9 protein-coding genes are annotated in these 13,423 nt (G+C 70.8%); 5 read left to right on the forward strand and 4 right to left on the reverse strand.

Annotated elements, in window-relative coordinates:
* Nucleotides 1-17: 17 nt before the first annotated feature.
* The gene (locus AC6EUL_RS18370; RefSeq protein WP_499871866.1) at nucleotides 18-689 is read left to right on the forward strand and encodes a DUF502 domain-containing protein; all 672 of its coding nucleotides are present in this window, start codon (nucleotides 18-20) and stop codon (nucleotides 687-689) included.
* A gap of 139 nt (nucleotides 690-828) precedes the next feature.
* Here the strand turns inward: AC6EUL_RS18370 and AC6EUL_RS18375 are convergent, their stop codons facing one another.
* Complete coding sequence (locus tag AC6EUL_RS18375; RefSeq protein WP_499871810.1) at nucleotides 829-1,827, reverse strand: AraC family transcriptional regulator; 999 nt, start codon at nucleotides 1,825-1,827, stop codon at nucleotides 829-831.
* A gap of 127 nt (nucleotides 1,828-1,954) precedes the next feature.
* Here AC6EUL_RS18375 and AC6EUL_RS18380 point away from each other — a divergent pair, with 127 nt between their 5' ends.
* A complete protein-coding gene (locus AC6EUL_RS18380) occupies nucleotides 1,955-2,494 on the forward strand; it encodes a DUF2380 domain-containing protein (RefSeq protein ID WP_244480224.1) in 540 nt (179 codons plus the stop codon).
* Nucleotides 2,495-2,711: 217 nt separating this feature from the next.
* Here the strand turns inward: AC6EUL_RS18380 and recG are convergent, their stop codons facing one another.
* On the reverse strand, nucleotides 2,712-4,859 hold the full coding sequence (gene recG, locus AC6EUL_RS18385; RefSeq protein WP_499871815.1) for an ATP-dependent DNA helicase RecG: 2,148 nt from the start codon (nucleotides 4,857-4,859) through the stop codon (nucleotides 2,712-2,714).
* 236 nt (nucleotides 4,860-5,095) lie between these two features.
* Here recG and AC6EUL_RS18390 point away from each other — a divergent pair, with 236 nt between their 5' ends.
* Together AC6EUL_RS18390 and AC6EUL_RS18395 are read left to right on the forward strand one after the other, a co-directional pair.
* Entirely contained in the window at nucleotides 5,096-5,389 is a 294-nt protein-coding gene (locus tag AC6EUL_RS18390; protein ID WP_056221932.1) for an FAD assembly factor SdhE, read from the forward strand.
* A gap of 395 nt (nucleotides 5,390-5,784) precedes the next feature.
* A complete protein-coding gene (locus AC6EUL_RS18395; RefSeq protein WP_499871818.1) occupies nucleotides 5,785-6,123 on the forward strand; it encodes a cupredoxin domain-containing protein in 339 nt (112 codons plus the stop codon).
* 76 nt (nucleotides 6,124-6,199) lie between these two features.
* Here the strand turns inward: AC6EUL_RS18395 and AC6EUL_RS18400 are convergent, their stop codons facing one another.
* Nucleotides 6,200-8,149 (reverse strand): methyl-accepting chemotaxis protein, encoded by a 1,950-nt coding sequence (locus AC6EUL_RS18400; RefSeq protein WP_056222210.1) that lies wholly within the window; start codon nucleotides 8,147-8,149, stop codon nucleotides 6,200-6,202.
* A gap of 1,182 nt (nucleotides 8,150-9,331) precedes the next feature.
* Between AC6EUL_RS18400 and mfd the strand changes: the two genes are divergently transcribed.
* The gene (gene mfd / locus AC6EUL_RS18405; protein ID WP_056221939.1) at nucleotides 9,332-12,925 is read left to right on the forward strand and encodes a transcription-repair coupling factor; all 3,594 of its coding nucleotides are present in this window, start codon (nucleotides 9,332-9,334) and stop codon (nucleotides 12,923-12,925) included.
* A gap of 84 nt (nucleotides 12,926-13,009) precedes the next feature.
* Here mfd and AC6EUL_RS18410 read toward each other — a convergent pair whose 3' ends face one another.
* Nucleotides 13,010-13,354, reverse strand: coding sequence for a hypothetical protein (locus tag AC6EUL_RS18410; protein ID WP_056222214.1), 345 nt, complete (start codon nucleotides 13,352-13,354; stop codon nucleotides 13,010-13,012).
* Nucleotides 13,355-13,423: the final 69 nt, after the last annotated feature.

Here is a 13,423-nt window from a genome sequence, read left to right on the forward strand (position 1 = left end):
CCGGGGGGCGGGGCCGCCTGCGGACCTATTTCCTCACGGGCATCATCGTGTCGGGGCCGCTCGCCATCACGATCTACCTGACCTGGTGGTTCATCAGCCTCATCGACGGCTGGGTGAAGCCCCTGGTGCCGGCGAGCTACCTGCCCGACCATTACCTGCCGTTCTCGATCCCGGGCCTCGGCCTCCTCATCGCCTTCGTGGCGGTGACCCTGCTGGGCTTCCTCACCGCCAACCTGGTGGGGCGCAGCGTGGTCGAGTTCGGCGAGGTGCTGCTCGCCCGCACGCCGGTGATCTCCGGGCTCTACAAGGGCCTGCGCCAGATCTTCGAGACGCTGTTCTCCGCCAACGGCACCTCGTTCCGCACCGTCGGCCTCGTGGAATTCCCCGTGAAGGGCACCTGGTCGGTGGTGTTCCTGTCCGCGCCGGCCGCCCCGGACGTGCAGAACGCCCTGGCGCCGGGGGGCGACCATGTCGGCGTGTTCCTGCCCTGCGCCCCCAACCCCACCACCGGGTTCTTCTTCTACCTGCCGCGGACCGACATCGTGGAGATCGCCATGAGCGTGGACGACGCGGCCAAGCTGGTGATGTCGGCCGGCGTGATCCAGCCCGACGACCACCCTGCGAAATTCCAGGCCCTGGCGGCGAGCCTGCGGGCCGCCCACGGCGAGCCCCCGAAGGTCGACGCCTGATCCGGGCGCCCCCGGCGTCTCGTCGTCGAACCCGGAGGCTTGGTGCCGTCTGCAACCGACCGAGGCCCTGGAAGCGGATTTGAAAGGGTTTCAACGGCGGATATTCGCCGTATGCGCGTTCCCGCAGCTTCGTGCTCAATCAGGAGCGCAGACCGTGGTGCCGCCGCCATTGGCTGGGCGTTGAGCCCGTCCAGCCCAGGAACGCACGCGTGAAGTGAGCTGCATCGTCGTAGCCGAGCTCTGCGGCGATGCGCCCGATGCTCAGCGTCGTCTCAACCAGCCGCTCGCCCGCGCGGAGAAGCATGATGCGGCGATGAATGTCGGCGTAGCACGTACCAACCTCCTCCAGGCGGCGCTGGAGGGTCCGGCGCGAGAGGCCGAGGCGTCGGGCCACGCGATCGATGGAAGAGCCCCCCTCGTCGAGTTCGAGGGCGATCACGTGTGCGACGCAATCTGCGAGCCGATCGGTGATCGGCGCGTCCTGCATGGCCCCGTCGCGAACAGGACGGAAGCGGCAGGGATTGACGGTCTCCAGAAGATTGGCTGGGAAGGCGAGCCCAGCGCGTGGGCCTAGCGCGACCTCGCATCCGAACAGGACCTCGATCTCGCCGCGGGCCGGGAGCCACGCCCCTGTCACCACGGCGCGCGTAGGCCGCCAGGCCTTGCCGAGAAAATGGCGCACCGTACCCAGCAGATAGCCGAGCGCCAGGATCTCGTTGGCCTGACGCCCGCACGCGATCCGCTCGGCGACTTCGTAGCCGTAGAAGGCCTCCGCACCCCGGCAGCAGACGCCGGTCCGGGTCGCGGTCTGCAAGAGCAGCGGTGTGACGACCTCCACCCGCCCAAGGGCGTCGCCGAGGGTGTCAGCGGACTGCACCTGGATGCCGATGGGACCCAGGCCTGCGATACCGATGCGGGTCGAGAGCCGAGCCGGCAAGGCGGGATCGCCGATCTCGCGGATGGCTGCCTCGACGAGCGTGAGCTGATCCCGGAGGAGGATCAGCCGATCCGGAGTATCCAAGAGCGTCAGGGGCATTCCGGCGCGACCGAAGGCGCGGCCGACGGAACCGCCGGCTGCGGCGACCGCCTCGGCGATCGGCCCCATCGTGCGCGCCCTGGTCAGTCCGTATGCCGACATGGATGGCCTCCCGGCCGCAAGGTCCGCGCTTTGGCGCAGGATGGCAAGATTGGGGGTTGGGTGTCGCCTAGACCGGAGGGAATTGGCCGGCGTGGATCAGGCCAGAGGTATCCGGGAGGGAACGGCCATGTCGGCTTTCATCGATCGCAGCGTCATACGGCACGCGTATCGGATCGGTATGATCGGCGGCGTCATGACATCGCTGGCGGGAACACCGATCCGCGCGGCGGAAACCACCCCGGTTTCGGTCGCGGTGCTGCCTCTCAAATTGCTCGACACCTCAGGCGAGCCCGCTGATCAGTCCGTTCAGCACACGGAGCGTCTGGCACGCCTGACGGACGGCCTCGCCGTCGATCTTACCGGCACGGGCATGTACCGCGCGGCCGTGCTTCCCGCCGAGCACCTGCGCCAGGATTGCCCCACGGGCCAAGCGACTTGCCTGCTCCAAGCCGCACGGGATCGCGGTGCGCAGCTGATCTTCGTCGGCGTCGTGCATAAAAGCAGCACCCTGATCCTTCAGCTTTGGGCGCGTCTGGTTGATGCACGGACGGGCCGAGATATCATGACCCGCGACCTGAATTTCCGGGGCGATACGGATGAGTCGTGGCAGCGCGCCGAGGCGTTCCTCGTCGCCCAGATCCGCGATGCGGCGGCGAAGCCGCTTTAGCCGATCACCTATCGAAGGGGAGGCACACTCTCTACAGGCGCAAGATGGCGTTTCGCTCGGTTGGCCAGACTCTCGTACCGGAGCAAATCCTCTGCTTGGAAAAAGCCTCCGGCAGATGACGGATGTTCGCTTCCGCAACACGTTGCTGGGAAGCGAACGGGCAGACATCCCCCGTCCCGGCCGCTCGCCGCGGCGAACCGAGCGCCCGATCGTCCGGTCAGCCCGCCCCGAGCAGGCGGATCGCCGCGTCGCGCTCGAACAGGTAGAGCAGCACCCGGAGCGCCTGGCCCCGCGCGCTCGTCAGGCCGGGGTCGCGCTGGACCACGAGCTGCGCGTCGTCGCGGGCCACCTGGAGCAGTTCGGCGTCGGTCTCCAGGCTGGCCAGGCGGAAGGCGGCCATCCCCGATTGGCGGGTGCCCAGCACCTCGCCCTCGCCGCGCAGGCGCAGGTCTTCTTCCGCGATGCGAAAGCCGTCCTCGGTCTCGCGCATCATCTCGAGGCGCGCCCGCGAGACCTGGCCCAGCGGCCCGCGATAGAGCAGCAGGCAGGTGGAGGCGCGCGCGCCCCGCCCGACCCGGCCGCGGAGCTGGTGGAGCTGGGCCAGCCCGAAGCGCTCGGCATGCTCGATGACCATGATGCTGGCTTCCGGCACGTCGACGCCGACCTCCACCACCGTGGTGGAGACGAGGATCTTCGTCTCGCCCCGCTGGAAGCGCTCCATGGCGGCGTCCTTGTCGGGCCCCGGCATCTTGCCGTGGATCAGCCCGACCGCGTCGCCGAAGCTGTGGCGCAGGTCCCCGAAGCGCTCCTCCGCCGCGGCGAGGTCGACGAACTCGGATTCCGCCACCAGGGGGCAGATCCAGTAGACCCGGTCGCCGGCGGCGAGCGCCCGCCCCAAGCCCGCCACCACCTCGTCGAGGCGGTCGGTGGAGACGAGGCGGGTGGCGATGGGCTGGCGCCCGGCGGGCTTCTCGTCGAGCACCGAGACGTCCATGTCGCCGAAGCAGGTCAGCGCCAGGGTCCGGGGGATGGGGGTCGCCGTCATCACCAGGATGTCGACCGCCGCGCCCTTGGCGCCCAGAGCCAGGCGCTGGTGCACGCCGAAGCGGTGCTGCTCGTCCACCACGGCCACGCCGAGATCGGCGAAGACCACGCTGTCCTGGAACAGCGCGTGGGTGCCGACGACGATGTCGACCGCGCCGGCCGCCAGGGCCGCCAGGGTGGCCCGGCGCTCGGAGGCCTTGTCGCGCCCGGTGAGGAGGCGCAGGCGCAGGGGCGCGGCCAGGGGGGCGAGGCGCTCGAAGTGCTGGCGCGCCAGGATCTCGGTGGGGGCCATCAGGGCGGCCTGGCGCCCGGCCTCCACGGCCGAGGCCATGGCAAGGAGCGCCACCGCGGTCTTGCCGGAGCCGACATCGCCCTGGAGCAGGCGCAGCATGCGCCGGTCGGAGGCGAGATCGGCGCGGATCTCGGCCACGGCGCGGCTCTGCGCCCCCGTCAGCCCGAAGGGCAGGGCGGCCTCGATCCGGCCGCTCAAACGCCCGTCCCCCGCATTGGCCCGGCCGGGCGCCCGGCGGTTGCGGGCCCGCATCAGGGCGAGGGCCAGCTGCGAGGCCAGGAGCTCGTCGTAGGCCAGGCGCCGCCGGGCCGGGGAGCGGGGAGCCGCGCCGCCGCCCTCGGGCACGGGGGGCGGGGCCACCTCCGGCCGGTGCTCGGCCCGCAGGGCGTCGGCGAAGGCCGGCAGCCCCTCGCGGGCGATCCAGGCCGGGTCCTGCCACTCGGGCAGCACCGGCAGGCGCTCCAGGGCGGCATGGGCCAGCTTCGAGATCGCCCGGGAGGTCAGCCCCTCGGTGGCGCCGTAGATCGGCTCGACGGTGGGCAGGGCGGCGAGCCCCGCCTCGTCGACGATGCGGGCGGGATGGACCATCTGGCGGTGCCCGTCCCAGAGGTCGATGCGCCCCGTGATGTAGCGGTGGCTCCCCAGGGGCAGCATCTTCTCGACCCGGGCCTGGGGCATGCCGAAGAACACCAGGGTGATGTCCCCGGTGGCATCCTCCACCAGCACCCGGAACGGCCGCCGGCCCGCCCCGGGCTGGGGCGCCCGGTAGCCCGTCACGGTGACGCCGAGGGTCACGGGCTCGCCGGGGGGCGCCTCGGCGATGGAGCCCATCAGGCGCCGGGCGACGCCGCCCTGCGGCAGGTGGAACAGGAGGTCGACGATCCGGGCCGGCTGCTCGGGAGTGCCGAGCAGCCGCTCGATCATCGGCGCCATCTTGGGCCCGATGCCGGGAAGGCCGCGCGCGGGCGCGAAGAGGGCATCGAGGACGCTCGGGCGGAGCAGGGGCTGGCGGGACGCAGGCTCGGTCATGCGGCTCGGGGGCGGGAAACGGGCGGATGGGAATCCGGAGGAGGGGGCAGGACCCGGGCGGAACCGGACGGCCCGGGCGGGATGGCGGCGCGGGCCGCTGACTCTATATACCGCCTGGAAGGCTTGGTCCCGCGACGGATGACGCACCGGGGCCGGGCCGGGGCTGCCACGATCCGAAGGATCCCCCGATCCAAGGATCACGGCATCCCGGGATCCCCGCATCACAGGCTGACCGCATGTCCGGCACCACCCGCACCAGCGCCGACCTCGATCCGCGCCGCCGCCGCACCCTCTTCCGCGCCTGGCACCGGGGCATCCGCGAGATGGACCTGATCATGGGCCGCTTCGCCGATGCCGAGATCGGCACCCTCACGGAGGAGGAGCTCACCACCTTCGAGGCCCTGATCGAGGTGCCCGACCGCGACCTGTTCCGCTGGCTCACCGGCGAGGACGCGACGCCCGCGAACTACGACACCCCGGTCTATCGCCGCCTCAAGGCCTTCCACAGGCACGACGCGCCGATCCACTAGGGATCGGCGCGCGCGACCCGTCCGCGCCCCCGACTTCCCGCCCCCCGGATTCCCGAGCGTCGGGTTCGCCGGCCCCGGCATCGGCGCCGGGGTCGTGGGAAGACCGTCGATCGGTCGAGGCCGACCCGGACGGTCAGCGTCGGAGCTGAAAACACAAGAAGAGCGCCGGCCGAGAGGTGCTTTTCCTGCCGTCGATCATCGGGGCAGACCGTAGATCCGCAGACGTGCGCGCCGATACCCAAAAAACGACCGCGATAGTCCACTCCGAATCAACCAAACCCGTTCAAATTTTCGGCGAGATCAAGGGTGCAATGCTTTTGAAACTTTCACGATCTACTGTTCGGCGCAGAACATAAAAGCAGACTATCGCGCGAGCCTGGATGATGGGATCTTTGATGAAGCGGCGCGTTTTCGCGTATGCAACAGGTCTGGTCTGTTGTCTCGGGGGCCTCCAAGCCTACGCCCATGCCTCGAACGTCGCCGGCATCGTCATCCAGAAAGCCCGACAATTCGGCTTCCAGGCCGTCACCCTGCAGGCCGGCGGGTCCATCGTGCTGTCCAACGACGAGGCGACGGCCGTCCACCACGCCTATATCGAGGCGGACGGCGTCCGCCGCGACTTCGGCGACCAGGCCCCCGGCAGCCGCACCACGATGGTGTTCCCGCACCGGGGCGACTTCCTCGTCCTGTGCGGCGTCCACCCGAAGATGAAGCTGGCCGTCCACGTGGACTGAGGCGCCGGCGGGCGCGGATCGAGCGGACTTCGTCGCCCGATCCGCGCCGGCAGGGTCCCGTCCCGGGGAGATTCGGTCACCGACCGTGGGCGTGCGCCGCCGATCGTCCGTCGGCCGAGGACAGGAACTGCACGTTCAGGCTGGCGCCGGACCGATGCCGCACGGCGCAGTCGAACTCGCGTCCATCCGCCTCGACGACGACCGCGAACCGATCCGGCACCTGGGCGGGCTGGCCCAGATGCAGCCGCGCCCCGCCCTGCGTCAGGTCGCGGATGGTGCAGGCGAGGCGCGCGCCGCCGGGCAGGCGGATCGCGGCGCGCAGGAGGACGCGCGTCCGTCGCTCGGTGCGCCGCTCCTCCATCCCGATGGTCCAGTCGTCCAGGCCCGTGCTGATGCGCGACACCCCGTCGGCCGCCTGCTGCATGCTGGCCAGGATCGCGCCCGTGGCCTGCGCCTGCTCATCCATCGCGGCGGTGACGCCGTCGACATGCCGGCTGATCGTGCCGACCGCCGCCGTGATCGTCGCCAGGGTGGTGGCGACCTCGCTGGAGACCGCCTGCATGCCGGCGATCTCGCTGCTGATCCGGTTCGTGGCGGCGGCGGCCTGGCCGGCCAGGGTCTTCACCTCGGTCGCCACCACCGCGAAGCCGCGCCCGGCCTCGCCGGCCCGGGCCGCCTCGATCGTCGCGTTGAGGGCCAGGAGATTGATCTGCTGGGCGATGTCCGTGATCATCGTGGCGACGCCGCTCATCGCCTGGGCCGCGCCGCGGAGCCGCTCGGTGGCGGCATCCGCCTCCCCGGCCCGGCCGTGGATGTCGTCCACGACGGTCTTGGACTGGGCCATGCTGCGGGAGATCTCCCGCGCGGAGGCGTTCATGACGTCGGCCGCATCGGTGACCGCCTGGACGTTGTCGAGGGTGCGCTCGGCGGTCTCGACCGCGACGGAGCGCGCCTCCATGTTGGCGGTGACGTCGGTGGCGTACTTGACGATCTTGGTCAGGCGGCCGGCGGGATCGAAGATCGGGTTGTAGCTGGCCTGGATCCAGACGGGCCGGCCGCCCTTGCCGAAGCGCTGGAACATGCCCGACGCGAAGCGGCCGGCGCGCAGGCGGTCCCAGAAGGCGGCATACTCGGCCGTCTGCGCGTAGCCGGGCTCGACGAACAGGGCGTGCGGCCGGCCCCGGATCTCCTCGATCCCGTAGCCGAGCGCCGTCAGGAAGTTGGCATTGGCGTCGAGGACCGTCGCGTCGGGGGCGAACTCGATCACCGCCTGCGAGCGGTTGACCGCCGCCAGCTGCGCCATCGCGTCGGCGACCTGCAGCTTCTGCGCGGTGATGTCGGTGGCGAACTTGACCACCTTGACCGGCACCCCGTCCCGGTCCCGGATCGGGTTGTAGGTAGCCTGGATCCAGATCTCGCGGCCGCCCTTGGCGATGCGCTTGAACTCGCCCGAGCGGAACTCGCCGCGGCCGAGATCCGCCCAGAACGCGCGGTACGCGGCCCCCGCGCGCTCGTCCGGATCCACGAACAGGCCGTGATGGCGCCCCTGGACCTCGTCGCGGGTGTAGCCCACCGCGGCCAGGAAATTGGCGTTGGCCTCCAGGATCGTGCCGTCGAGGGCGAAGGCGATGACGGCCTGGGAGCGCTGCAGGGCCTCGAGCTGCCCGTCGTGGTCGATGCTGCGCAGGACCTCCGCGGTGACGTCGGTGGCGAGCTTGACCACCCGGGTCACGCGCCCGGCGCGATCGCGGACCGGGTTGTAGGTGGCCTGGATCCAGACCGCCCGGCCATCCTTCGCGAAGCGCTTGAACGCGCGCGTCTGCGGCTCGCCGCGGCGCAGGGCGTCCCAGAACGCGCGATAGGCTTCGCTGGCCCGCTCTTCGGGGGAGACGAAGCGTCCGTGGGGCTCTCCCGTCACCTCGGCGAGGGTGTAGCCCATCAGGTCGAGGAAGAGGTCGTTGGCGGTGAGCACCGTGCCGTCGGGGGTGAACTCGATGCGGGCCCGGGACCTGTCGATGGCGGCCATCAGCGCGCGCAGATCGGTGTCGAAGAACGGCACGGAGGGCCCCCCACGATGCGCAGCCCGCATCCGCACCCGTCCTACGAGAGTCTGATTAAGCAAACCCGAAACATCTTAAAGTCGAGGACTCGAACACCTTCAATCTTTGACGCGATGCGCTTCACGGAGTCGCGATCTCGACATTCATCGATGAGGTTAAACAATGTTGTTGCTGGGCAGCACAGGGCGCCTTGCCTGACCGGGTGAGGAACCGGCCCGGGCCGCCGCGCAGCCCCGCCCGACGGGCTTCCCAAATGCCGATCCGCCAAACGTCGATCTGCCAAGCATCGATCTGCCAAGCATCGATTCACCGGGCGGGCGGGCCCGACGCGGGGCCGGACCGCGAAAGGTCTTGACAATATTCCTAATTCGTGCCCCTATCTCCCGACCTGCCGCCCGTACGAATCGGGAGCCCGACCGGAGACCGACCGGACGGGCTGGGGGCGGCGGGGCGGTGCCCGCGTCGGTGGCTTCGGTCGCTGCCGCCCCGGGCGACGGCTCGCTATGACCGCCGGCTCGGCACAGGGCGGCGCGCCGGGGGAGGAAATGCCCCCGCCGTCCGACCCGTCGCTGGGCCAGCGGGAAGACGCTGCGGCGCCGCCCATGACGAGGCGGCGTGCGACGAAGGCTCGCTCCGAAGCGTGCGGGGTCTCCCCAGAACCCGCCGAACTTAGCGCCAGCGCGAGCCCCGTCGGAGACACCGCGACGCCAACGGCCCCGGCGGCGACGCCGGAGCCGAGGGACGCCGGGGAACCGGCAACATTCCAAGCGCAACACAGGGTTCCGCGGCGTCCCGCGTCCCCGTCCGCGCGTCGACATCTGGGCCATGCCTCCGGCGCGGAACCGCGCGCGGGGGTGAAGCCGCATGGGGAGGGGGAACCCGCCGCCGGTCGAGGTCCGCCGGCCGCTGCGCTGGATCAACGCGGCGGGGTAGGTTAACGCCGGTTACGGCGGGGGGCGGGTCTGGTAAGGACCGGGCTCAGGGATACATACGGTCCCGTCCCCTTGCGCGTCCGTCCCGCCGGTCCGCCCCCGGGGGGGAACGAAACGTCCTTTCGAGGCCGCCGAGGCGGTCCTTCCGAGACAGGATGGCGGACGGAAGAACAGGCGCTTCCGCCCGGCCCAGCACGAGTTCAGAACCCCGACCCGATGGCAAAACCTCAACCCAAAGCCCCCGCGCCCGCGGCAAGACCCCAGACGGCGCGCTTCGCCCTGCCGAAATCCGGGGCGCTGGCCCGCGCCCTGGAGGCGCTGAAGCGCGGCGACAGCCCGACGCTCGCCAACGTGCCGGAGGGGTTCGACGCGGTGGTCGTGGCGGATCTCGCCCGGGCCCTCAGCCGGGACGTCGAGGGGCCGGCGGTGCTGGTGCATGTCGCCCGCGATTCGGGGCGCTCGGCCGCCTTCGTCAGCGCCCTGAAGTTCGTCGCCCCCGAGATCGAGGCGATGAGCGTGCCGGCCTGGGACTGCCAGCCCTACGACCGGGTCTCGCCCAACGGCGCCATCGCGGCCCAGCGCATGACGGCCCTGTCGCGCCTCGCCCGCTCGCGCTCCTCGGAGGAACAGCCCCGCATCCTCTGCACCACCGTCAACGCTTTGATTCAGCGGGTGCCGCCCCGAGAGAAGATCGCGGTCGAGACGTTCTCGGCCGCCATCGGCAACGTGGTGCCGATGGACACGGTGACGGCCTGGGTCGAGGCCAACGGGTTCCTGCGCACGGGCACCGTGCGGGACACCGGCGAGTACGCGGTGCGCGGCGGCATCCTCGACCTGTCGCCGCCGGGTCTGCCCAACCCGATCCGCCTCGACTTCTTCGGCGACACCCTGGAATCGATCCGCGCCTTCGACCCCGAGACCCAGCGCACCGTCGGGCAGCTGCGCTCCCTCGACCTCGTGCCGATGAGCGAGGTGCAGCTCACCACCGAGACGATCCGGCGCTTCCGCCAGGGCTACCTCTCGAATTTCGGGGCCGCCACCCGCGACGACCGGCTCTACGAGACCATCAGCGAGGGCCGGCGCTATGCCGGCCTCGAGCACTGGATGCCGCTGTTCTACGACCACCTCGACACGCTGTTCGACTACGTGGCCGGCGTGCCGATGGTGTTCGACGCCCAGGTGGACGAGGCGGCGCACGAGCGCCTCACCCTGATCCGCGACTATTACGACGCCCGCGCCGAGGCGATGAAGGCGCCGTCCCCCGGGGTCGCGCCCTACAAGCCCCTGAAGCCCTCCGCCCTCTACCTCACCCCCAACGAGTGGCGCGACCGGGTCGCGGCGGCGGCGATCGCCCGGCTCTCGCCCTTCTCGATGCCGGAGAGCCCGGACCGGGCGACCATCGACTGCGAGGGCCGCCAGGGCCGCACCTTCGCGGCCGAGCGCGCCGAGGAGGCCGCCAGCGTGTTCGACGCGGCCGTCGCCCACGTGAAGGACCTGCAAGGGTCCGGGCATCACGTCATCCTGGGCTCCTGGTCCGACGGCTCGCGCGACCGGCTCTGCTCGGTGCTGGCCGACCACGGCCTGAAGAAGCCCGTGGCCATCAACACCCTCGCGGCGGTGAACGCCCTGAAGCGCGGCACCGACGTCGCCGTCGCGGTCTGGGGCCTGGACTCCGGCTTCGTCGTCGACCGCCTCGCGGTGATCTCGGAGGGCGACATCCTCGGCGACCGGCTGGTGCGCCAGAAGCGCAAGGCCAAGCGCCCGCAGGACATCATCCTGGAGGTGCAGGCCCTCCAGCCCGGCGACCTCGTGGTCCATGCCGACCACGGCATCGGCCGCTTCGTCGGCCTCAAGACCGTGACGGCCGCGGGGGCGCCGCACGATTGCCTGGAGATCCAGTATGCCGGCGGCCTGCTGCTGCTGCCGGTGGAGAACATCGAGCTCCTGACGCGCTACGGCTCGGAGGATGCCGAGATCGCCCTCGACCGTCTCGGCGGCGGCGCCTGGCAGGCCCGCAAGGCCAAGATGAAGAAGCGCATCCTGGAGATGGCCGGCCAGCTCATCCGGGTCGCGGCCGAGCGCTTCGTGCGGCAGGCCCCGCGCCTGCACGCGCCGGAGGGGCTCACCGACGAGTTCGCCGCCCGCTTCGCCTTCGACGAGACCGAGGACCAGGCCAACGCCATCGACGCGGTGCTCACCGACCTCAATGCGGGCCGGCCGATGGACCGCCTCGTCTGCGGCGACGTCGGCTTCGGCAAGACCGAGGTGGCGCTCCGCGCCGCCTTCGCGGGGGCCATGGGGGGCAAGCAGGTGGCGGTGGTGGTGCCCACCACGCTGCTGGCGCGCCAGCACTACCGGACGTTCAGCGAGCGCTTCAAGGGCCTGCCCGTGGAGGTCGCCCAGATGTCGCGCTTCGTCTCCAACACGGAGATGAAGCGGGTGCGCGACGGGCTCGCCGCCGGCACCGTCGACATTGTCGTCGGCACCCACGCGCTGCTGGCCAAGGCCGTGGCCTTCAAGGATCTCGGCCTCATCATCGTCGACGAGGAGCAGCATTTCGGCGTGGCCCACAAGGAGCGCCTCAAGGCGCTCCAGGCCGACGTGCACGTGCTCACCCTGTCGGCGACGCCCATCCCCCGCACCCTGCAGCTCGCCATGACGGGGGTGCGCGAGCTCTCGATCATCGCGACGCCGCCGGTGGACCGCCTGGCGGTGCGCACCTTCGTGACCCCGTTCGATCCGCTCCTGATCCGCGAGGCCCTGCTGCGCGAGCGCTACCGCGGCGGCCAGTCGTTCTACGTGGTGCCGCGCATCGAGGATCTGGCCGAGGTCAAGCGCTTCCTCGACCAGGAGATGCCCGAGACCACGGTGGCGGTGGCCCACGGCCAGATGGCGGCGGGCCAGCTCGAGGACGTGATGACGGCCTTCTACGAGGGCAAGTTCGACGTGCTGCTGTCGACCACCATCGTCGAATCCGGCCTCGACATCCCCACCGCCAACACCCTGATCGTGCACCGGGCCGACATGTTCGGCCTCGCCCAGCTCTACCAGCTGCGCGGCCGCGTCGGACGCGCCAAGGCCCGGGCCTACGCGCTGTTCACCACCCCGGCCAACCGCACCCTCACGGTCCAGGCGGAGAAGCGCCTGAAGGTGCTCCAGACCCTCGACACCCTGGGCGCGGGCTTCCAGCTCGCGAGCCACGACCTCGACATCCGCGGCGCCGGCAACCTCCTCGGCGACGCCCAGTCGGGCCACATCAAGGAGGTGGGCTACGAGCTCTACCAGCAGATGCTGGAGGACGCCGTCACCGCGCTCAAGGCCGGCATCGACGAGCCGGTGGAGGAGGCCTGGTCGCCCACCATCGCGCTCGGCGCGCCGGTCACGATCCCGGAGGACTACGTGGAGGACCTCACCGTCCGCCTCGGGCTCTACCGCCGGCTCTCGACCCTGGAGAACGACGCCGAGATGGAGAGCTTCGGCGCCGAGCTGATCGACCGCTTCGGACCCCTGCCGCCGGAGGTGGAGCAGCTCCTCAAGATCGTCACCATCAAGATCCTGTGCCGCGACACCAACGTGGAGAAGGTCGAGGCCGGCCCGAAGGGCGTCGTCGTCCACTTCCGCGACAAGGCCTTCGCCAACCCGCAGGGGCTCGTGGCCTACGTCGCCGAGCAGGCCTCCTTCGCCAAGGTGCGGCCGGACATGAGCATCGTCTTCATCCGCGAGCTCGACACGATCCCGGAGCGCCTCAAGGTGACGACCACGATCCTGCGCAGCCTGTCGACCATCGCCCGCCGCAAGAAGGCGGCCTGAGCCGGAATGCGAAAAGGGCGCGCCGCCGGCACGCCCTTTTCGCATGGAACAGAAGAGGTTGGGACGGTCTCTTCGACCAGTCTCTCAGAGGTCCGGCTGGTTCAGCACGTAGGGGCCGATCTGGCTCTGCAGGTCGATGCAGGTGCCGGACCGGCGGCCCATCGTCTCGTCGACCACGATCACCGGGATGCCGGCCTGGCGCATCTGCTCGCGCAGGCGCTCGGAGAGCTGGGCATAGGCCGGATCGCGCCGGGACGAGGCCTGGAGCAGGATGGCGGCCGGGCGCGCGATGACCGCGAGCACGTCATGCGCCGCCTCGAGGGAGGCGGTGACGCTGGCGTAGCCGAGCTCCGCGAGCTCGGCGGCGAGCGAGTGATCGATCGCACGGTGGCCGTCGTCGACCACGAGAACTTGTTGCAGCGCACCCATGAGCATCAGTGCTAGCCCATCCTTCGTCCCTTGGAAAGAGACCCGTGTGACAACACACATGGGGGCGGT

The sequence above is a fragment of the Methylobacterium sp. 001424705 genome (assembly GCF_059816145.1).

Coding starts and splice junctions, on each gene's coding strand:
- AC6EUL_RS18400 (WP_056222210.1), bottom strand. CDS start 8,149: ATGGCCGCCATCGACAGGTCCCGGGCCCGCATCGAGTTCACCCCCGAC.
- AC6EUL_RS18375 (WP_499871810.1), bottom strand. CDS start 1,827: ATGTCGGCATACGGACTGACCAGGGCGCGCACGATGGGGCCGATCGCC.
- AC6EUL_RS18380 (WP_244480224.1), top strand. CDS start 1,955: ATGTCGGCTTTCATCGATCGCAGCGTCATACGGCACGCGTATCGGATC.
- AC6EUL_RS18410 (WP_056222214.1), bottom strand. CDS start 13,354: ATGGGTGCGCTGCAACAAGTTCTCGTGGTCGACGACGGCCACCGTGCG.
- mfd (WP_056221939.1), top strand. CDS start 9,332: ATGGCAAAACCTCAACCCAAAGCCCCCGCGCCCGCGGCAAGACCCCAG.
- AC6EUL_RS18395 (WP_499871818.1), top strand. CDS start 5,785: ATGAAGCGGCGCGTTTTCGCGTATGCAACAGGTCTGGTCTGTTGTCTC.
- recG (WP_499871815.1), bottom strand. CDS start 4,859: ATGACCGAGCCTGCGTCCCGCCAGCCCCTGCTCCGCCCGAGCGTCCTC.
- AC6EUL_RS18390 (WP_056221932.1), top strand. CDS start 5,096: ATGTCCGGCACCACCCGCACCAGCGCCGACCTCGATCCGCGCCGCCGC.